Genomic DNA, 23,141 nt, shown 5'->3' on the forward strand with positions numbered 1-23,141 from the left:
ATGAAAAAAAAATCGAAAATAATAGTACTACTCTTTTTTTTAGGGTTGAGTTTAATTGGCTTTGCACAAGAAACATCAGGAAGTTACTTCTCCACTCAAATATGTGAAAACTACTCTTACGGTTATTTATTACACAAACCCAAAGTAGTCAAAACTAAAAAACCACTAATTGTTTTCCTTCACGGTTCGGGTGAAAAAGGTACCGATTTAGAAAAGTTAAAAATACACGGCCCTTTAAAATACATTAAAAACAACAAATTAGACGCTTTTATTTTGGCACCACAATGTGCTTTAAACGCTAATTGGGAAGCGGAATCGCTCTATCAGTTGATACAAAAAATTTGTAAAGAAAACAATATCGATACTAGGCGAATTTATTTAACCGGATTGAGTTTAGGCGGTTGGGGAACCTGGGATTTGGCACTGGCACATCCTGAACTTTTTGCAGCTTTAGTCCCAATAGCTGGCTTTGTAAATGTAGTTCAAGAGGATAGTTTATGCAAACTTAAAGACATTCCAACTAAAATTTTTCATGGATTGTTGGATGACTCTGTTGACTTTAATTACGCAGCCACAGCCTATGAAAAATTAAAAGCTTGCAATACCAATGTCAAATTAACTATTTTTGATGATGCCAACCATGATAGTTGGAGTAGAGTATATGATACTAAAGAAATCTACGATTGGATGTTGCAACAAGTTAAAAAATAATGCCACGAATGAAATTTAAAACCACCATTATTCTATTGCTATTGACTGGCTTTGCCTTTGCCCAAAAAGCAAAAAAAAATAAAACGACAGTTACTATTGCGCCCAAAGAAGTATTCGTTTCCGACTTATTGTCAAGAATGACTTTGGAAGAAAAATTAGGACAGCTCAACCTACCTACCTCAGGTGATATTACTACCGGTCAAGCCAATAGCTCAAATATTGCCAAAAAAATTGAAGAAGGTAAAGTCGGAGGTTTGTTTAACATCAAATCAGTTAAAAAAATCAAAGAAGTTCAAAAAATTGCCGTAGAAAAAACCCGTTTAAAAATCCCATTGCTTTTTGGGATGGATGTTATCCACGGATACGAAACCACGTTCCCAATTCCGTTAGGGTTGTCCTGTACTTGGGATATGAATTTAATCAAAAGAAGTGCTCAAATTGCTGCCCAAGAAGCCAGCGCCGATGGTATCAATTGGACGTTTTCGCCTATGGTAGATATTTCTCGTGATCCACGTTGGGGTAGAGTCTCTGAAGGTTCAGGTGAAGATCCTTATCTGGGAAGCCAAATTGCCAAAGCCATGGTTCAAGGCTATCAAGGTGACGATTTGACTAAAAACAACACTATTTTATCGTGTGTAAAACACTTTGCGCTTTACGGAGCGCCAGAAGGCGGCAGAGATTACAACACGGTAGACATGAGTAAACTCAGAATGTTTAACGAATATTTACCGCCTTACAAAGCTGCTATTGATGCCGGAACAGCTTCAGTTATGGCTTCGTTTAATGAAATTGATGGTATTCCGGCCACCGGAAACAAATGGTTGCTAACCGACTTGCTAAGAAAACAATGGGGTTTTAAAGGCTTTGTTGTAACCGATTATACCGGAATTATGGAAATGACTGAACACGGAATGGGTGATTCACAAACAGTTTCTGCTTTGGCTCTAAATGCCGGAGTTGAAATGGATATGGTTAGCGAAGGGTTTTTGCTCACCCTAACAAAGTCAGTGGAGGAAGGCAAAGTGTCTATGTCTCAAATTGACAATGCTGTTAGATTAATTCTAAACGCCAAATACGATCTGGGACTATTTCATGATCCATACAAATACTGTGATACCAATCGTGCTGAATCAGAAATTTTCACTTCTGCTAACAGAAACGAAGCCAAAAAGATTGCTGTCGAATCATTGGTTTTATTAAAAAATGAAAATCAGACCTTACCTCTAAAAAAAACCGGAACCATTGCAGTGATCGGTCCGTTAGCAGATGCCAAAGAAAATATGGCGGGAACTTGGAGTGTGGCGACCAAGCAAGAAAATTCCATTGCTTTGTTGGCCGGAATTAAATCGGTAGTCGGATCTTCAGCCAAAGTATTATATGCCAAAGGCAGTAATCTCGATTATGATGCTGCTTTGGAAGAAAGAGCCACCATGTTTGGCAAAACCTTACATAGAGATAATAGAACAAAAGAAGAATTGCTTTCAGAAGCTTTGCAAATAGCCAATCAATCGGATGTAATTATAGCGGCTTTAGGTGAGTCAGCAGAAATGAGCGGAGAATCAAGTAGTCGAACTAATCTTGAAATTCCTCAAGCACAAAAAGATTTACTTCAAGTTTTATTAAAAACGGGTAAGCCTGTGGTTTTAGTTTTATTTGATGGTCGTCCACTAGTTATAACAGAAGAAAATAAATCTGTTCCGGCTATTTTAAATGTATGGTTCGCCGGAAGTGAAGCCGGTTATGCCATAGCCGATGTACTATTCGGAAACGAAAATCCATCCGGAAAATTAACTACTACATTCCCTAGAAGTGTTGGTCAAATCCCCATTTATTACGCGGCTAAAAATACCGGAAGGCCTTTGGGTAACAAAGAAGGAATATTTGAAAAGTTTAAAACAAATTATATAGATGAAAGAAATGAACCTTTATTTCCATTCGGATTCGGATTGAGTTACACGACTTTCGAATATAATAATTTGAGATTGTCATCTTCTACAATGAAGCCTAATGAAACCATTAAAGCTTCTGTAGATATAACTAATACCGGAAATTTTGAGGGAAAGGAAGTAGTTCAGTTGTACATCAGAGATTTGGTAGGTACCATCACAAGACCAATTAAGGAATTAAAAGGGTTTCAGAAAATAAACCTAAAAAAAGGGGAAAGACAAACGGTAACCTTTGAAATTTCTGTGGAAGATTTAAAATTCTATAACTCAGATTTACAGTTTACAGCCGAACCGGGAAAGTTTCAAGTTTTCATCGGAACCAATTCTGATACTACTAACAAAATAGAATTTGATTTAGTTAATTAATTTTATGTTTAATGTGAAGAAAACCCTTTGGCTAAATACTGAAGGGTTTTTTTAAAAGTAAGTAGTAATTTCTATCTTTAGCAAAAATATATTTTATGAAAAATACGATTACTACAGTCTTTTTGTTGTTTGCATTTTGTCTTAAAGCACAAACGATACAATCGCCGTCAAAAGAAATTACGCTAGATTTTAAATTGACAGAAAACGGAAGACCATCTTATACTTTAACTTATAAAACCAAATCTGTTATTTCGAAAAGTCATTTGGGGATTTATCTCAAAGACAATGCTGATTTGGCAACCAATTTTAAAATTGACAGTATTGCAAACTTTACTTTCAATGAAAAATGGAAACCTGTTCTGGGTGAGCAATCTAGCATAGAAAATCATTACAATCAAATGACAATCGCTTTGTCTCAAACTACTACCAAGAGAAGGATAAACATCGTCTTCAAGGTTTATGATGAAGGAATGGCATTTAGATATGAATTCCCAAAACAACCTAATTTAAATTATTTTATTATTTCCGATGAAAAGTCGGAGTTCAACTTAACCGGTAACCACAAAGCTTTCTGGATTCCCGGAGATTTTGACAGTCAGGAATATGCTTATAATGAGACTTTATTGTCAGAAGTTGATACTGAAAAGTTAGATCTTAACAATGGTATTGGCTTAAAAAGAATTTTTGGTAAATACGGAGTCCAATCGCCATTGATGATGAAAACTTCTGAGGGTTTGTATGTAAATATTTTTGAAGCTGCAGTGGTAAATTATCCGGTTATGCATCTAGATTTAGATACCAAAACATTTGCTTTGACTTCGCATTTGGTGCCCAATGCTATTGGCGATAAAGCCTACTTACAAGCGCCATCTGTTACACCATGGAGAACGATTATGGTAAGCGATGATGCCCGCGAAATTGTAAGTTCCAAAATGATTTTAAACCTAAACGAACCTTCAAAAATTACCGACACTTCATGGATCAAACCTATGAAATATGTTGGTGTTTGGTGGGAAATGCACGTGGGTAAATCAACTTGGGATTATGCCGGCAGTCAAAATGCACAAAATACCGAGTCCAAGGAATTAATCGCCAGCGGCAAACACGGAGCGACAACTGAAAATACAAAACGTTACATTGATTTTGCAGCCAAACACGGTTTTGATGGTGTTTTAGTAGAAGGTTGGAACGTAGGCTGGGAAGATTGGTTCGGCAATTGGAAAGAAGACGTGTTCGATTTTACCACACCTTATCCTGATTATAATTTAGCCGAAATTAACGCTTACGCCAAATCCAAAGGCGTTAAGATGATTATGCATCACGAAACTTCGGGTTCAGTGGCGAATTATGAAAGACATTTGGATAGGGCTTTGAACTTAATGAAAGAGTATGGTTATCCTGCAGCCAAATCAGGTTATGTGGGCCGAATTATTCCGCGTGGTGAATTCCATGACGGTCAAACCATGGTTAACCATTTCAACTTTGTAGCCCGAAGATTTGCCGATTATAAAATGATGGTCAACTCACACGAAAGTTCTCGTCCGACAGGTTACCACAGAACTTATCCAAATTATATCGCAGCCGAAGCAGCACGCGGAAATGAATTTAACGCTTGGAGTAACGGAAATCCGCCAATGCATGAAACCATTTTACCATTCACAAGATTGTTAGGCGGACCAATGGATTATACACCGGGCATTTTTGAAATTAAAATGAGCCATTATGACAAAACCAAAAAAGAGCAGGTTCATACTACTTTGGCTAAACAATTGGCTTTGTATGTAACGATGTATTCTCCGTTGCAAATGGCCGCCGATTTACCGGAAAACTACGAAAAATATCTCGATGCTTTTCAATTTATCAAAGACGTGGCAGCCGATTGGCAAGAATCAAAATACCTTGAAGCTGAACCGGGAGATTATCTAACAGTAGCCCGTAAAGACAAGAAATCTGAAAACTGGTTTTTAGGCGCTGTTACTGATGAAAATGCAAGAAATACCGAAATCAAATTGGATTTCCTTTCTCCAAACAAAAAATATAAAGCCATCATTTACCAAGACAGTAAAACGGCTCATTGGGAGAAAAACCCAATCAGTTACGAAATCAAAACCATGACCGTAACTTCTAAAACCAAGCTGAAATTAGCTTTAGCTGCCGGTGGCGGAACGGCTGTTAGTTTTGTACCTATCAATTAAAACCATTTTATATGAAACATCGGATTGCCTTACTGCTATTGTTATTTATTTCAAATTATGGAATTGCCCAACAAAAAACGTATTGCAATCCGATTAATATTGATTATGGGTATTGCCCGATTCCCAATTTTGTAACCCAAGGAAAACACCGTGCAACAGCCGATCCTGTAATTACTTTTTTCAAAGGAGAATACTATCTTTTTTCTACTAACCAATGGGGTTACTGGCATAGCAAAGACATGTCGGATTGGAAGTTTATTTCGCGTAAATTCCTTCGTCCTGAGCACAAGGTTTATGACGAATTGTGCGCGCCGTCGTTATCTTTTGTCAATGATACTTTGTTGGTGGTAGGTTCAACACACGGTAAAGATTTTCCACTTTGGATGAGTACCAATCCTGCGAAAGGCGTGTGGAAGGAACTCATTCATAAATCGGAGGCTGCGGCTTGGGATCCGCAAATTTTTTGGGACAAAGAAAAAGATGAAGTCTATGAATATTACGGTTCGAGTAATTTGTATCCTTTATATGGTATGAAACTCAACCGCAAGACGTTCCAACCTGAAGGGGAAAGAATTCCGGTCTTGGCTTTAAACGATGACGAACACGGTTGGGAAAGATTTGGCGAATACAACGACAATACTTTTTTGCAACCTTTTACCGAAGGTGTATTTATGACCAAACACAACGGTAAATATTATCTCCAATACGGTGCGCCGGGTACCGAATTCAGCGGTTATGCCGATGGTGTTTATGTTGGAAACCATCCGCTTGGTCCTTTTGAATACCAATCGCATAATCCGTTTTCTTATAAACCGGGTGGTTTTGCTCGTGGTGCCGGGCATGGAGCGACTTTCACCGATGCCAACAATCAATATTGGCATATTTCTACTATTGGAGTTTGTGTAAAAAACAATTTCGAACGCCGTTTAGGAATTTGGCCTGCGGGTTTTGACAAAGATGATATTTTGTATTCGAATACGGCTTATGGTGACTATCCAACGTTTTTACCATCGGAAAACAAAGGACATTTAAGCGAAAGTTTTGCCGGTTGGATGTTGTTAAATTATAATAAACCGGTTCAAGTATCTTCAACGCTTGGCGGATTTCAGGCTAATCTTTCGGTAGATGAAGATATCAAAACCTATTGGTCAGCCAAAACGGGTCAAAAAGGCGAATATTTGATTTCTGATTTGGGCGAAAAAAGTACCATACATGCCATCCAAATCAATTATGCCGATCAAGATGCTGATATTATGGGCAAACCCGAAACGACTTTGGGACACAAATACATCATTTACATTTCCAATGACGGTAAGAATTGGAAAGTCTTAATCGATAAAAGTAAAAACACTAAAGACGTACCGCACGAGTATATCGAACTGTCAACACCAATTTCGGCACGCTATTTAAAACTGGAAAATATCGGAATGCCTACGGGTAAATTTGCCATCAGCGGATTCAGGATTTTTGGAAAAGGAAGTGGTGAAAAACCTAATGAAGTTAAAGGATTTTTGCCTTTGCGCTCAGGGCCAAAAGTGAAAGGAGAAAGAAGAAACGTATGGTTCAAATGGCAACAAGAGCAAAATGCCGATGGTTATGTAATTTACTTTGGCAAATCGCCTGATAAATTATACGGTTCGATTATGGTTTATGGCAAAACCGAATATTACTTCAACGGTTTGGATAAATCCGATGCTTATTATTTTCAAATAGAAGCTTTTAACAACAACGGAATCGGATCAAAGAGTGAAATCAAACGAGCGGATTGAGTTTATGAAGATGACATCGTTAATAACTAATTTTAAAGCCAATCTTTTTTTTTATTTATAAATGTATATTTAACCAATCGAATTTATTCAAGCATTAACTATTAACAACCAAACCAAAACTATAAATATGAATTCAGAACAAACCAAAGCCAATAATTCGGCACTTTATACTTTAATTACGGTATTTTTCTTTTGGGGATTTATCGGCGCTTCCAATGGTGTTTTTATTCCTTTTTGTAAAATCAAATTCGGTTTAGATCAATTTCAAAGTCAGTTAATCGATTTTGCTTTTTATGGAGCCTATTATATTGGGGCATTATTGCTTTTTATTTTTAGTAGTATGGCGAACAAAGACATTCTCAACGCTTGGGGTTTCAAAAAAGGAATCATTAATGGGTTATTGATTAGTACGTTTGGCGCGGCATTCATGATTTTTGCAGTGACACAAGGAAGTTATGCCTTAATTTTAGGTGCTTTATTTGTTGTTGCCTTAGGTTTTTCTTTGCAACAGACTTCTGCCCAGCCTTTTGCTACTTCGTTAGGAGATATCAAAACGGCTTCTAATCGTTTGAATTTGGCCGGAGGAATTAATTCTTTTGGAACAACCATTGGACCAATAGTAGTTTCTATAGCTCTATTTGGTGTTATTGCCGGAGCTAATTTAGAAGAGTTCGCCCAAAAAGCAGATTCTTTGGATAAAATGGAAATCCTTTACGTATTTGTTGGTGGTTTGTTTTTATTGGCTGCAGCCTTATTCTTTTTTTCTAAAAAATTACCTTCAGGGAAAAGTGATTCCACTTTTGAACCGGCAAATAAAGCTATGAAAACTCTAATTGCTATTACAGTGATATTGGTTGCGATTTTCGGATACATTTTTTCCAGATATGAAGATGCAGACTTTATCAATCGATTTATTGAGAACAAAGAGAAAGACTACTTAGGACTTTATTTAACCATTGCTACATTATTAGTTACTGTTTTTGGTTTGTTATTTGCCAATGTGAAAGCTCAAAAAAATCCAGAAGGTTGGGGCGCGATGAAATATCCACAATTGGTTTTAGGGATGTTAGGAATATTTACTTATGTTGGAGTAGAAGTAACCATTCAAAGTAATTTAGGAGAACTTTTAGACACAGCAGCATTTGGAAACATTACCGGTTCAGCAATGGCGCCTTACATTTCAATGTATTGGGGAAGTTTGATGATTGGTCGTTGGGCTGGAGCGATTTCGGTGTTTAATCCAACCAATTCTATGCGTAAAATTCTTTTGATAGTTATTCCTTATATAGCTTTTGGAGTGGTTTTGTATGTAAATCATTTGTCTGGGCAAGACGTTTCTCCTTTATATGCCTATGCTGCGGTAGTTGCTTTCCAAATTGCCGGTTTCTTTTTAGGACAAGATAAACCATCAAAAACGTTAATGATATTTGGTTTAATGGGAATGATAGCTATGATAATTGGCTTATTCACTTCGGGAACTGTAGCGATTTATGCTTTTATGAGCGGTGGTTTATTTTGTAGTATTATGTGGCCTGCTATTTTTTCATTGGCTATTACTGGTTTGGGGAAATACACTTCACAAGGTTCTGCTTTTTTAGTAATGATGATCTTAGGTGGCGGAATTATTCCTCCGTTACAAGGTAAAATTTCAGATATCATTGGTATTCACCAATCTTATTTTATTCCTGTAATTTGTTTTGCTTATTTAGCCTATTATGGTTTTGTAGTAAAAGGTATTTTGAAAAAACAGAATATTGATGTTGATGACATTCAAGCTGAAGGCGGACATTAATCAAACGGCATAGTTATAAAATCAAAAATCCCGCATCGTGTAAACTTTGCGGGATTTTCTTCATCAAAACCTAACCAAAACAACTAACTATTTATTTTTTATCTTCAATCTTTGCTTTAGTACCATCTGCTTTGTAGTAGTAATAATCGTCATCATTTCTTGGATTGTTTGTAGCGTAATCATTACCGTAATCATAGTTGCTGTGGTAAACAAAACCTTGATTTCTTCCGCCTTTAATGTTTCCAAACATTTTTACAATATCACCTCTACGATTATAGACAATTTGCATTCCTCCAATTTGAATTAGTGCATTTCTATTGTATTTCATGTAAACTGTTCCAATTCGGTTTACTCTGTCTCGACTGTCGTAATTGATAAAAGTATTACCAACTCGTCTTACTCTACCAAAACTATCATGTTCAATTAAAGTACCATAATTGATAGGTCTTCTTGCTGATACAGCAGCTCCTCTTTTTCCGGCAGTTCGGTAAAAATAATCCCCTTGACTGTCTTGTGGACGGGTGTTGAAATCAAAGTCTCCATTCGGAAAAACAAAAAACTCAATGCCTCTTTCCATAAATGAGATTGGCTCATCAAAGCTATATCTCGTTCTTTCTTCAGCAGAAATTCTATTCACTTCTGTTGCATTCACTACGTTTCCAACCAGTAAAACAGTAGCTACTAAAAGGGTAATTTTTTTCATAATCAATACATTTTGAGTTTTGCTTACTCTTGCGATTTTCAGCTTCTTCGAACAGTTGTTTTTGCTGTTGTTTTGTCTATTTCAATCCATGTGCCAAAGTTCGTAACTAAATTCTTAAGGTTTGATTAAGATGGCTTAATATTAAGATTTACAGGTGTTTAGAGTTGCTCTTATTCGACACTTATTTATTTCGCTATCATTGAATATTTCTAAAGTTTTAGTACATTTGCTAACGAATTTGCAAACTAAACAACTTTATTTTATTAAAACTTCAATGAAAAACCTACTATTTTCATTTTCCTTTTTGTTATTCTTGTCTAAAGGCTTTAGCCAAACTTATGTACCTTACTATGGAACTATTGTTGATCAAGTATCTGAATCCAACATCTTAACTAATTTAACTGAGTTTGAAAACCTGGGTGTAAAAAGAAGAGGAACTGCAGCTTTGCAAAACACACTCGATTGGTTAAAAGCTGAATATTTAAGCTATGGTTATACAGCTTCACAATTGCAGGAATATAGTTTTACCAATGGTTCTACTACTTGTAAAAATTTGGTTGTAACCAAAGTTGGAACCCTTTATCCAAATACTTTTGTGATTATCTGCGGTCATTATGATACCATTACCGGAAAAGGAACTAATGACAATGGAAGTGGTGTTGTTACCATTTTTGAGGTGGCTCGTTTACTGCAAAATATTCCAACAGAATATTCCATAAAATTCATTAATTTCAGTGGTGAAGAAGATGGTTTGGTTGGAAGTCAACATTTCGTTTCTACGGTAGTTAATGCTACTAATCCCAAAATGGACATCAAATTGGTTTTCAATATTGATGAAGTAGGAGGAAGAGCTGACATGACCAATGATACGATTACTTGTGAAAGAGATACCGGAAGTCCAACTACAAATAATGCTGCTTCAAATGTTATTACAAATGAATTAATAACTTGTACCCAACTTTATTCTCCTTTGAATACTCATTTGTCATATGCTTACGCTTCGGATTATATGCCATTTGAAGATAATAATGAGGTAATCACCGGTTTTTTTGAAAAGAATCAAACACCACATCGCCATACGGCTAGTGACTTACTGATCAATATGGATCCTCAATATGTTTATAATATAGCCAAAGCGGCAACCGGAGCCATGTTGCATTTTGCAGTTGCATCAACTTCATCACTTAATTCGAGTGATTTTGTAGATGACTTTCAAGTGAGTTTTTATCCAAGTCCGGTGAGGGAAGTTTTAAATATTAATTTGGGAACTTTAACCGATAATTATTACTCGTTTTCGATGGTTGATTTACAAGGAAAAGTTGTGTTGAATCAGCAAGTGGAGAATGCCAATTTAATTGAGCCAATATCAGTTATAGGCTTGCCAAGAGGAATGTATTTGGCTGTATTAAAAACTACAAACAAAACAATTACAAAGAAAATTGTGGTCGAGTAAGACTCAAATTAAAAATAAAATGCAATGAAATACAGATTGAGCATCATAATATTGACCTTATTAACTTCCACAATAATTTATTCACAGGAATATATTCCTGGTTATGACGCAGTTGTTAATCAAACCACTCAAGTTAATATAACAGCAAGATTAACCGAGTTTCAAAATTTAGGTATAAAGCGAAGAGGAACAGCAGCATTGCAAAATACTTTAGATTGGTTAAAGAGCCAGTATTTAAGCTATGGTTATACTGCTGCGCAATTGGTAGAAGACACCTATTCTTATTCGGGATTTACTTGTAAAAATCTTGTCGTTACCAAAGTTGGAACATTATATCCAAACACCTACGTGATAGTTTGTGGACATTATGATACAATTTCAGGCACCGGAACAAACGATAATGGAAGCGGAACTGCAATTATATTAGAAATAGCCCGTTTGTTGCAGAATATTCCAACCGAATACTCAATAAAATTCATCAATTTTAGTGGAGAAGAAGACGGCTTAAGAGGAAGCCAACACTATGTAAGCAATGTTGTTAATGCCACATCTCCTAAAATGGATATCCGTGTTGTGTTTAACATAGACGAAGTTGGTGGTGTAGCAGGAGAAATAAACGATACCATAACTTGCGACGTTGATGAGTCGTTGCCAATGGCAAATAATGCTGCATCAGCAATAATTACAGAGGAATTGGCTACTTGTGTTGCTTTGTATTCACCATTAAATACTTGGATTAATTTTGCAGAGGCCACTGATTATATTCCGTTTGAAAATAACGGTGAAATCATTACCGGCTTTTACGAAACTAATATTTCTTCTCATCCGCATACACCATCAGATAATTTGGCCAATATGGATACGGTTTATTGTTTTAATGTTGCCAAAGCCGCTATTGGAGCAACCATGCATTTTGCTACCGCTAACACTCAGGTTCTTGATAATCAATTTTTTAATGAAGATGCTCAGGTAAGTTTTTTTCCAAATCCTTCCAAAAGCATACTCAATATTAATAAAGGCAATTTAAATGATGCTAATTATACTTTTTTGATGATAGACATTCATGGCAAAATAGTTTTGAACCAAACTTTTATAAATACTGGTTTAATAGAAACTATTAATGTAAGTGATTTGGCCAATGGTATTTATCTTGGCGTTATAGAAACGGGAACCAATCGTATTACTAAGAAAGTGATTATCCAATAAAAAAAGCCTTCCAAACGGAAGGCTTTTTTTATAGTTTATCTTTTAAATATTGCGCTGTAATTGATTTTTTATTTTTTATAATCTCTTCCGGGGTTCCAGCTGCTAATAACTGTCCACCGTTTTCTCCACCTTCCGGACCTAAATCAATAATCCAATCGGCACACTTGATTAAATCTAAATTGTGCTCAATGACTATGATAGAATGTCCTTTTTCAATCAAAGCATCAAACGAAGCCAATAGTTTTTTAATATCGTGGAAATGTAAACCGGTTGTTGGTTCGTCAAAAACGAATAGTGCTTTTTCTTTGGTTACCCCTTTTACTAAAAATGAAGCTAATTTGATACGTTGGGCTTCACCGCCTGAAAGAGTAGAAGAGGATTGTCCTAATTGAACATAGCCTAGGCCAACATCTTGTAAAGGTTGTAACTTTTGAGTGATTTTTGTCTGTTTGTTTTCGGCAAAAAATGCAATCGCATCATCAATAGTCATTGTCAATATATCATCAATGTTTTTGCCTTCAAAAGCTACTTCTAAAACTTCCTTCTTGAAACGCTTTCCACCACAAGTATCGCAAGGCAAAGAAACATCGGCCATGAAAACCATTTCAACATTTATTGAGCCTTCGCCTTTGCAGGTTTCGCATCTTCCACCGTCAACGTTGAAAGAAAAGTGTTTGGCTTGATAACCGCGAACTTTTGACAATTTCTCTTTGGCATATAAATCCCGAATATCATCATAGGCTTTGATATAAGTCACCGGATTCGAACGCGAACTTCTTCCAATTGGATTTTGGTCAACGTATTCAATGTGCTTTATATGCGAAAAACTTCCGGTTAATTCACTGAATTGTCCGGCTTTGTCGCCAATGCCTTCGAGTTTCTTTTGCATGGCAGGAAACAGAATCTTTTTGACCAACGTACTTTTTCCACTTCCCGAAACGCCGGTGATTACAGTGAGACTTTCTAATGGGAAAGTGACATCTATGTTTTGCAAGTTGTTTTCTCGAGCACCTTTGATTTCGATGAAGTTATTGGATTTTCTGCGTTTTTTTGGCACCGAAATTTCTAATTGTCCATTTAAATATTTAGCTGTCAATGACTCTGCTTGCAGTATTTCTTCGAAAGTTCCTTCGGCAACCAATTCACCACCAAAAGTTCCGGCTTCCGGACCAATATCGATAATTCTGTCGGCTGCTTTCATGATATCTTCATCGTGTTCCACTACAATTACAGTATTGCCTAAATCGCGTAGGTTTTTCAAAACTTTGATTAATCTTTCGGTGTCTTTCGGATGTAAACCAATACTTGGTTCATCTAAAATGTACATCGAACCTACTAAACTACTTCCTAATGAAGTTGCTAAGTTGATACGTTGCGATTCACCACCGGAAAGCGAAGCTGAATTTCTGTTTAAAGTCAGATAATCTAAGCCTACATCACTTAAGAAAGCTAATCGGTTATTGATTTCTATTAAAAGACGTTTGGCTACTTTGGCATCATATTCGGAAAGATTCAATTCGTTAAAAAAAGGAATCAAACGTTTAATCGACATATCTACTAATTCTGAAATAGTTTTGCCGCTAACAGTGATGTAATTAGCCTCTTTGCGCAAGCGTTTTCCTTTGCAGGTATTGCACTTGGTTTTACCACGATAACGTGACAACATCACGCGGTTTTGAATTTTATAATTTTTCTCCTCGAGTTCTTTGAAGAAATCATCTAAACCGGTAAATAGTTTGTTGCCTTTCCAGATCAGGTCTTTTTGTTCGTCAGTTAGTTCGAAATAAGGTTTGTGTATCGGGAAATCAAATTTATAAGCATTGTTGACCAATTGGTCGCGATACCAACTCATACTTTCGCCGCGCCAAGGAAATATGGCGTTTTCATAAACCGAAAGGGAAGTATTTGGGATTACTAATTCTTCATCAATGCCAATGATATTTCCATAACCTTCACAAGTTGGACAAGCGCCATAAGGATTATTAAAGCTGAATAAATGAATATTAGGTTCTAAAAAAGTAATTCCGTCTAGTTCAAAATTGGCACTGAATTCCAAACGTTTTTTAGTATCTAATTCTTGCAAGTAGCAAATGCCTTTGCCTTCGAAAAAAGCCGTTTGCACAGCATCTGCCAGGCGATTGTAAAAATCTTCTTCGTCTTTAACGATGATTCTGTCGATGATCAGCAGAATGTCTTTATTGTCAAGCGAATGTTGATCGATTTCATCCAAACGTATCATTTCGTTATCAACTAAAATACGGGCGAAACCTTGTTGGAGTAACACTTTTAATTTGTCCTCTAATTGTCTTCCCTGTTCCAAATGAATGGGAGAAAGCAATAACCATTTGCTGTCTAAGTCAAATTTTTTAACAGCAATTACTACATCAGCAACAGTGTCTTTTTTAACTTCATTACCTGATATAGGCGAAAATGTTTTCCCAATTCGGGCAAAAAGTAATTTTAAATAGTCATAAATTTCGGTTGAAGTGCCAACAGTAGAACGAGCATTGGTAGTATTTACCTTTTGCTCAATAGCAATAGCAGGTGCAATACCTTTGATGTATTCAACTTTGGGTTTATCTAAACGACCCAAAAACTGGCGTGCATAGGAAGATAAACTTTCAACGTAACGACGTTGTCCTTCAGCATACAATGTATCAAAGGCCAAACTTGATTTTCCGGAACCTGAAAGTCCGGTAATAACGACCAATTCATTCCGCGGAATAACCACATCCAAATTCTTAAGGTTATGGATTTGCGCGCCTTTGATTAAAATGTTTTTCTTAGGTTCTAGTGTAGCAATTTCAGTACTCTTCATAGCAAAAAGGAATGTCGGCAAAGTTAATCAATTCCGGTAGGATTTAATGAGAAAGTTGATTGTCAAATTGGATTTATCTGTAAAATTTTCTCTTTGAATTTGATAAAAATAGGCGGCTATTTTTATGACTTGTTTTTTTTTAGCGTTAATTTTTTAATAAATAAGCATTTTGTTGTTGTGTGAAATCTTATAAAATCATATTTTACCACAACATTACCACAACATTTTATTTTTTTAACAGTCGTTCACTCTAATTATAAAATTGCTATAATTAACTTTGAGTGCAGGTATTTGAAGCGATTGATAAAGTTTTTAAGTTGTATAGTTTTTATATAGTTCAGTATAAAATATCGTCGCTCAGATTAAGCTAAATTTACACTCAAACTTTTAATCAACACATTATGAAAAAAATTACCTTATTATTAGTCTTAATGATTTCTTCATTGGGAATTGCGCAACAAGTAGTTGTTCAGAACTTTGAAACTCCTTCCTCTTACACTTTTGCCGGTTTTGAAGGTTTAGCCAGTGCAACTATTGTAGCAGATCCTCAAGTTGGAGGTACTAGAATTAACACACTACAATTAGTTAGCCAATCAACGGGTAATCCATGGCAAGGAGCTGAAGTTGTTCAGCAAACAACAAATCTGAAATTGACAACAGACAAAACCGTTTCCATTGATGTTTATGCAACCCAAGCTTTTACTTTACTGGCAAAAGTTGAAATGGGAACAGGTCCTAATTCTGCAGCATCACAATCTTATACTACGCCAAATACATGGCAAACGCTAACTTTCACATTTACACAAGCATTAGACAATACCGCTATTGCTAATGGTAATTATCAGAAAATTGTATTTTTTCCAAACTGGAAAGCCACAAATGACGGATTCAATCCACCAGGGAATTTTACTGTTTATGTAGATAATATTACAAGTGAGGCAGCTTCTATTGCTCCGCTACCGCAGCCAACAACTGCTGCGCCAACTCCTCCGGCTCGTCCAGCTGCTGATGTAGTTTCTATATATAGTGATGCTTATGCAAATATAACTATGAATAATTTTGATGCTGGTTGGTGCGGCGGAGCTGCTACAACTCAAGTTCAAATTGCCGGGAATAACACTTTAAAGAAAAACACTGGTGTAGCCTGTCATGGAATAGATTTTCAAACAAACAGACAAAACTTAACAAATTTCACGCATGTTCATTTTGATTTTTATATTACAGATACAGATTTGACGGGTGACGTTTTTAACTTTAAACTTGTAGAATTTGGTGGCGGTGCCGGAGAGGTTTCAGCATTAGAGGTGAATATTAACGGAGGAACTACTCCGCAATTAGTTGCAAATCAATGGGTATCTGTTGATGTTCCGATCACTGCATTGGGTGGTGTAGTTGCCGGAAACTTGACTAGAAGTGATATTGCGCAAATAGGAATAACAACTGCAATGGTTGATAATGTTTGGTATGACAATATTTATCTACACAAAAATACCGTTTTGAGTACTTCTGATTTTACAGCTTCTAGTGTGAAATTTTACCCAAACCCTGCTACAAATGTTTTGAATATTGAATCTGCTTTAAGTATAGAAAAAGTTTCTGTATACAATGTTTTAGGGCAAGAAATCATTACCAAAATGCCTAACAGTGAAAACGTAACAATTGATGTTGCTCACATTCAATCAGGTGTTTATGTATTTAAAACAACAATAGAAGGTAAAGTTTCTTCAAAAAGATTTATAAAAGAATAAATTTTAAACAGTAAATAATTAAAGCACGGAATTTATTTTCGTGCTTTTCTGTTTTATAAAACTATTGTTTAAATTGAAATTTGTAAATTGTAATTCTGAGATTAGAATTCGTAATATTGTGTAAATATGACTGCCAAAACATCATTTCATTGTAAATATATAAACATAGCGATTTTATTGTTGTTTACTAACTTTATTTTTGCTCAAGATTTACCGCCAATTGTTAAATACAACTCTTCTATATACAATGCCGGTAATCAAAATTGGATGATTTCTCAAGACAAAAGTCACTTTGTTTATTTTGCAAACAATGAAGGCTTACTCGAATTTAATGGCTCTAACTGGATTCTTTATCAATCTCCTAACGAAACTATTATTCGTTCTGTGAAAGTTATTGGAGATAAAATTTATACTGGTTGCTACATGGAATTTGGCTATTGGATAAGGGAAAACAATGGAAGACTTAAGTACACTTCTTTAAGTCATAAAATCAAATCTAAAATTAACGTTGACGAACAATTTTGGAATATTTTCAATTATGATCAATGGGTAATTTTCCAATCTTTGGATAAAATTTACATTTATGATACTAAAACCAATGGTTTCAAAATAGTTATACCTAAAAATAGTATTCTAAAATCATTTAAAACTTCAAGTTCAATTTACTACCAAACGGTTAATTTTGATTTGTTTGAAATTGAAAACGGCACTAGCAAGTTGGTTTCCAACAATGCTATTTTAAAAAACAATAAAATTGTAAACATTTTTGCTATTGATGAAGGGTTGTTAATTCATACCCAATTTGACGGATTTTACAAATTGACTAATGGTAATTTGGTCAAATTCAACACCGAAGCAGATTCTGAAATTGCAGCCAGTAGTATTTATAGTAGCCAAATGCTTTCTGACGGGAGTTTTGCTGTCGGAACAATTTCAAACGGTGTTTTTATTTTAACTAAGGAAGGAAAGGTTAAATACCATATTACCCAAAGTAAAGGATTGAGTAACAATACTGTATTGTCTATTTTTGAGGATATTGACAATAATTTATGGTTAGGATTAGACAATGGTATTAATTGTATCAATTTAAAATCTCCTATAAAAAGCTTTTCTGATGATTCCGGAAATCTAGGAACCGTTTATGCGTCTATTATTCACAACGGTCTTTTATACATAGGAACAAATCAAGGATTGTTTTATAAAGATTATCGAAATGACAATCAATTCAAGTTCGTTAAAGGAACAAAAGGTCAGGTTTGGTCTTTGTTTGCTCATGATGAAGTTTTGTTTTGCGGTCATGACTCGGGAACTTATATAGTTGAAAATGACAATTCAAAGCTAATATTTTCGCAATCAGGAACCTGGAAATTGCAAGTTGTTCCCAATAAAACAAATTTATTACTTCAAGGTAATTATTACGGCATGTCTGTTCTGGAAAAAGTCAATAATCAATGGGTTTTCAGAAACAAAATATCCGGTTTTAACTACTCTTCCAAATATTTTGAAACGACTAAATCTAATGAAGTTTATGTAAGTCATGAATACAAAGGTATTTTTCGTTTTCAATTGGACAATCAATTCACCAAAGGCCATAATATATATACTTACAAATACCCATACAAAGGGAAAAATGCTGGTTTATGTAAGTTTAACAATTCTATTTATTATGCATATAAAGACGGAATTTTTAAACTAAACCAAAAAACAAAACAGTTTGAAAAAGACAAACTACTGAGTACAGTTTTTGAAAATAATGAATATACTTCTGGAAAATTAATCATTGATAACACCAACAAATTGTGGCTTTTTTCGAAAAACTACATTAATTATTTCACCGTTAACAAACTCAATTCTGAGTTAAAAAAGAATGTGATTTCAATTCCCTCATCTATTACAAATACGATGTTAGGCTATGAAAACATTTCTCAATTATCAAATTCCTATTATATCATTGGTACTACTGATGGTTATTATACTTTCAATATCGATGATTTAAATTTTAAAAACAATCATGTGTTGATTTCTAACATAAGTATAAATAAACTCAATGAGCAACCAACCAATTCGCCGATAACGGAGTATGGAACGTTTTCCCATGATGAAAACAATTTTACTTTTAGCTATACAGTCCCAAAATATAACAAATATGTTATTGCTGAGTACCAATATTTATTGGAAGGATTTCAAGACAAATGGAGTGATTGGAGTTCTAAATCAACGGTTAATTTCAAAAATTTATCACCAGGCGATTATACTTTTAAAGTACGATCAAAGTTAGTCAACTCACAAACCGAAAATGTTGCTGTTTATAAATTTACCATTGAAAAACCATGGTACAGTACAAATCTTGCCATGATTATTTATTTTCTTTTGATTTGTTTGATGGCTTATTATATCAATAAAGCTTATGTGAATTATTATTCAAAGCAGAAGCAAAAATTGATTGACGAAAATAATCTGTTGTTAGAAATCAAAGAGTTAGAAAATGAGCAACAATTGATGAAATTAAGGAACGAACAATTGTCCTTAGATGTCAATGAAAAGAGCAGAGAATTGGCACTTTCAACAATGAGTTTAATTAAAAAAGATGAGCTGTTATCTCTTATAAGGGAAGACTTAAAAAAATCTTCTGATGATGCCAGTACAAGAAGTGTTAAATCAATTATTTCTTCTACAATCAACAAAAATGTCTCTGCAGATAAAGCATGGAATGTTTTTAAAGAAGCCTTTGATTCAGCTGACAATGATTTTTTAAAGAAAGTGAAACAGGCTTATCCTTCATTAACACCAAACGATTTAAGACTCTGTGCTTATTTAAGATTGAATTTGTCTTCTAAAGAAATTGCACCTTTATTAAACATATCTGTGCGAAGTGTTGAGATTAAAAGATACCGTTTGCGTAAAAAAATGGATTTGCCGCATGAAACCGGACTTGTAGAATACATCCTTTCAATATAGTCAATCTATTGAATCTTTCGTATGCCTATACATTAACTATACATAGTTTGTTTAGCCCTTCAATCTTTTGCTGTGATAAGTATCATAGATTGCATGTATACCTACAACAATTCAATTTTTTAATCAATTTAAGTCGATTTGTATAGTTTCTATAATCTATAAATTCGTTGCAGAATTATAAAATATGTAAATTTACTTTATTGCAATTTTTGTCATTTTTTTTTGTTAATACATGAAAAAAAGCTTCGAAAAGTTGGAATATGTTTAAATAATTTACATTTCAAAACAAAATATTAACAACCTAGAATTTCAATTTGTAAATACAAACCAAACAATTATATAATATGAAAAACTTAATTTTATTACTCTCTTTTTTAATTTTTACGCCATCCGTTTTTTCACAGGCCAACAAAGTGGTCGTAGTGAATAATAGTGATGGGATAAAATTTGTAGTTGATGGGAAAGATTTTATTGTAAACGGAATGAATTGGGATTATTTTCCAATAGGAACAAATTATTCCTATAGTCTTTGGAATCAATCTGACGATTTCATTAAGGAAGCTTTAGATGAAGAAATGGGGCTGCTTAAGAATATGGGAGTCAATACCATAAGAGTTTATTCAGGTATGCCTAAAAAATGGATTGAATATGTCTATGATAATTTCGGAATTTATACAATGTTAAATCATTCTTTCGGGCGCTATGGTTTAACCATTGATGGTGTTTGGACACCCAATACAGAGTATTCCAATCCAAAAACAAGAGATCTTTTACTAAGTGAAGTAAAGAAAATGGCCTCTGATTACAAAGACACCAAAGGTTTGTTGTTGTTTTTACTTGGAAACGAAAACAACTATGGTTTGTTTTGGGATGGAGCAGAGACAGAAAATATTCCGATTAAGGACAGAAAATCAACTATTCGTGCTCAATCAATGTATAAACTTTTCAATGAGGCTAGTATTGCAATGAAATCTATTGATGCATCTCATCCGGTTGCTATTTGTAATGGAGATTTACTTTTCCTTGATTTGGTTGCCCAAGAGTGTAAAGATGTTGACATCTTCGGAACCAATGTTTACAGAGGAGTTTCTTTTGGAGATTTATTTGAAAGAGTGAAAAAAGAATACGGCAAGCCGGTTTTACTTACTGAGTTTGGTGCTGATGCGTTCAATGTTTTGACAAACGATGAGGACCAAAAATCACAATCTTTCTATTTAAAAGGAAATTGGAAAGAAATTTATGAAAATGCTGCAGGCCAAGGAAAATCAGGAAACTCTTTAGGTGGTTTTACCTTTCAATTTAGTGATGGTTGGTGGAAATATGGACAAACTAAAAATTTAGACATACATGATACCAATGCTTCATGGTCAAATGGTGGTTATCAAAAAGATTTTACTGAAGGCGAAAATAATATGAATGAAGAATGGTTCGGGATTTGTGCCAAAGGACCAACCAATCAAAAAGGACATTATCAACTTTATCCGCGTGCTGCTTACTATGTTTTAAAAGAATTACATCAATTAAATCCATTTGCAGCCGGAACAACACTTACATCAATAAATGACCATTTTGATAAATCTCAAATCATGGATGCTGTTTTAAGAGCGAGAAGTGACAAAGCAGCTCTAGGAGGAAAAGACAATGAAATGTTGAAAATAAGCAATTTAAGAGCTGAATTCACTACTTTCAATACCGGTGGAAGTCTGATTACAACACCAGATAGTGATGATCCCGATACTAGTAACTATCCAAACAGATTAGGTTTTGACCACATGCAATCTTATTTTATAGGAGTAGAAGGAAAACCAAGTGCAAACATGAGAGCAAATGTTAATGTGAACATTTTAGGTCGTGTTGCTGAAAACCCAATTAATGAAATTTTCTATGAAAACAGAGGTAGAGCTCAAACTTTTGAAACTCCTGATGGTACTTTAGTTGTAAATGACCTTAACAGAGTTCAAGTTTACAATGCTTCATATTCATGGGATGCAAAAGATTTTGAACTAAGAGGATTTTACAGAACAGGTCATTACCATTGGGGTTATGAAGGTGATTTCTTTGCCTTGTATTCTGAAGCAAATTACGGTCCTAATTTAGACATCTATAACGGAGAAACATTAGGTTTTGAAGTGGATGGGAAAAGAAGTTTAAGCGGGTTAAAAGCTGCTTTTGGTCCGCAATTGTGGTGGGGCGCCAATCCAGCTTACTTATTAAAATACACAAAAAAATTAGGAAAAATTGATGCAACAGTTGTTTATCATGAGGATATTAATCAAGCTGAAGTTTCAGAATCTGTTTCTTCGATTGCATTTCCTATACCAAAAACAAGAAGAGCAACAATACATTTAAAAACCAAAGTTGGCTCTTTTGGATTAGAAGCCGGTGGTATTTGGGGTGGACAACCTTTGAACGGCAGAGAGTTTCAAATAATGGATGGTGATGTTGTAAAAGTAGATAAAATCAACAATAAAGATAATTGGGGAGGAAAAGCAAAAGTTACTTTTTCTCAAGGAAAGTTTAATATTTACACACAAGGTGCAATTATGGGATTAGTTGCCAATGGTGGTGCTGATAATGTCCAAACCTTTACCGGATGGAGATTAAAAGACAGCGGAAGTGGTAATCAAATGAACTTTTTAGCTGGTTTAACCTACAATGTAAGTACTAATTTTCAAATTGCACCCAATTTCCTATGGCAAAAACCCTTGGTTGATGCGATGCCTAATGGAGTAGATGCTCCAGGCAGATTAAGAAATATTTTAGATGATCCTTTCATTGTTAGAGCCAACAGAGAAACTGTGGGTGGAGAATTGTTACTTACCTACGATCCAACTCCTGCAACTTGGATGTATGAATGGAATAACGATATGTTAGAAGATGCAAAATTTGCAATTAGTACAGGCTTTGTATTCAGACATTTACCAACCAACCAAGATGCTGCTATCGGATTTTTAGCCAATCGCTCTTCCTTTGCTTTTGAAAGATCAGCACCGGCACAAGACTTATGGGAATCTAACACCAGAATAGTTTCAAAATTGAGTCCTGATTTAGGAGTTATAGCCAACATTTATTTTGGAAATGGACAAGCTAATGGTGATTCTGACAGAACAATTAATAGAGCAGGTGGAGACCTTAGATTGATTTATAGAAAAGTTAAAGTTACTGGTTCATTAAAATTCAACGATTGGGGACCTTTTGATTATCACAGAGATTTCAATTTAACTTATCCGTTACAATCATCCTTAGACATTTCAACATCAGTAGGAAAACCTAGTTGGTTTATTTTACCAGATACTAGAATTGGTATTATGGGTATTTGGCGTTCGTTAGATCAATATTCACCAAGATATTTGCCAACATTTATACCGGCAAATACTTTTCCTGCAGTTCCACCAATAAGTCCAGTAGGATTTCCAAATGGTTCTGAATGGGAAATTAGAACATACATACACATCAATATTGGAAAATAATAAAAA

General features: G+C 34.8%; 12 protein-coding genes. 10 read left to right on the forward strand and 2 right to left on the reverse strand.

What is annotated here, in order from left to right:
- The 5 genes from ACK4R1_RS12175 (at nt 1) to ACK4R1_RS12195 (ending at nt 8,779) form a co-directional block, all read left to right on the forward strand.
- Entirely contained in the window at nt 1–711 is a 711-nt protein-coding gene (locus ACK4R1_RS12175; protein WP_409687339.1) for a prolyl oligopeptidase family serine peptidase, read from the forward strand.
- 8 nt (nt 712–719) lie between these two features.
- A complete protein-coding gene (bglX, locus tag ACK4R1_RS12180; RefSeq protein ID WP_409687342.1) occupies nt 720–3,023 on the forward strand; it encodes a beta-glucosidase BglX in 2,304 nt (767 codons plus the stop codon).
- A gap of 95 nt (nt 3,024–3,118) precedes the next feature.
- Nucleotides 3,119–5,218: a glycoside hydrolase family 97 protein gene (locus ACK4R1_RS12185; RefSeq protein WP_409687345.1), complete on the forward strand. Its 2,100-nt coding sequence runs from the start codon at nt 3,119–3,121 to the stop codon at nt 5,216–5,218.
- Nucleotides 5,219–5,229: 11 nt separating this feature from the next.
- A complete protein-coding gene (locus ACK4R1_RS12190) occupies nt 5,230–6,987 on the forward strand; it encodes a family 43 glycosylhydrolase (RefSeq protein ID WP_409687348.1) in 1,758 nt (585 codons plus the stop codon).
- Between the two features lie 127 nt (nt 6,988–7,114).
- Complete coding sequence (locus ACK4R1_RS12195; RefSeq protein ID WP_409687351.1) at nt 7,115–8,779, forward strand: MFS transporter; 1,665 nt, start codon at nt 7,115–7,117, stop codon at nt 8,777–8,779.
- A 91-nt stretch (nt 8,780–8,870) separates the two neighbouring features.
- Here ACK4R1_RS12195 and ACK4R1_RS12200 read toward each other — a convergent pair whose 3' ends face one another.
- Entirely contained in the window at nt 8,871–9,482 is a 612-nt protein-coding gene (locus ACK4R1_RS12200) for a hypothetical protein (protein ID WP_409687354.1), read from the reverse strand.
- A gap of 274 nt (nt 9,483–9,756) precedes the next feature.
- Between ACK4R1_RS12200 and ACK4R1_RS12205 the strand changes: the two genes are divergently transcribed.
- Nucleotides 9,757–10,935: a M28 family peptidase gene (locus ACK4R1_RS12205; protein WP_409687357.1), complete on the forward strand. Its 1,179-nt coding sequence runs from the start codon at nt 9,757–9,759 to the stop codon at nt 10,933–10,935.
- Nucleotides 10,936–10,959: 24 nt separating this feature from the next.
- Nucleotides 10,960–12,141, forward strand: coding sequence for a M28 family peptidase (locus tag ACK4R1_RS12210; protein WP_409687360.1), 1,182 nt, complete (start codon nt 10,960–10,962; stop codon nt 12,139–12,141).
- Between the two features lie 28 nt (nt 12,142–12,169).
- On the opposite strand, the gene uvrA is transcribed toward ACK4R1_RS12210, so the two are convergent.
- A complete protein-coding gene (uvrA, locus tag ACK4R1_RS12215) occupies nt 12,170–14,959 on the reverse strand; it encodes an excinuclease ABC subunit UvrA (RefSeq protein ID WP_409687363.1) in 2,790 nt (929 codons plus the stop codon).
- A 401-nt stretch (nt 14,960–15,360) separates the two neighbouring features.
- Between uvrA and ACK4R1_RS12220 the strand changes: the two genes are divergently transcribed.
- The 3 genes from ACK4R1_RS12220 to ACK4R1_RS12230 all read left to right on the forward strand — a co-directional run bounded on the left by ACK4R1_RS12220 (nt 15,361) and on the right by ACK4R1_RS12230 (nt 23,135).
- Nucleotides 15,361–16,707 carry a T9SS type A sorting domain-containing protein gene (locus ACK4R1_RS12220; protein WP_409687365.1) on the forward strand — a complete coding sequence of 449 codons (1,347 nt, stop codon included), beginning with the start codon at nt 15,361–15,363 and terminating at the stop codon, nt 16,705–16,707.
- A 126-nt stretch (nt 16,708–16,833) separates the two neighbouring features.
- Nucleotides 16,834–19,665, forward strand: coding sequence for a triple tyrosine motif-containing protein (locus tag ACK4R1_RS12225; protein ID WP_409687368.1), 2,832 nt, complete (start codon nt 16,834–16,836; stop codon nt 19,663–19,665).
- Nucleotides 19,666–20,009: 344 nt separating this feature from the next.
- Nucleotides 20,010–23,135 carry a glycosidase gene (locus ACK4R1_RS12230; RefSeq protein ID WP_409687371.1) on the forward strand — a complete coding sequence of 1,042 codons (3,126 nt, stop codon included), beginning with the start codon at nt 20,010–20,012 and terminating at the stop codon, nt 23,133–23,135.
- Nucleotides 23,136–23,141 lie beyond the last annotated feature (6 nt).

It is taken from the genome of Flavobacterium sp. (assembly GCF_046293665.1).
Classification (GTDB): domain Bacteria; phylum Bacteroidota; class Bacteroidia; order Flavobacteriales; family Flavobacteriaceae; genus Flavobacterium.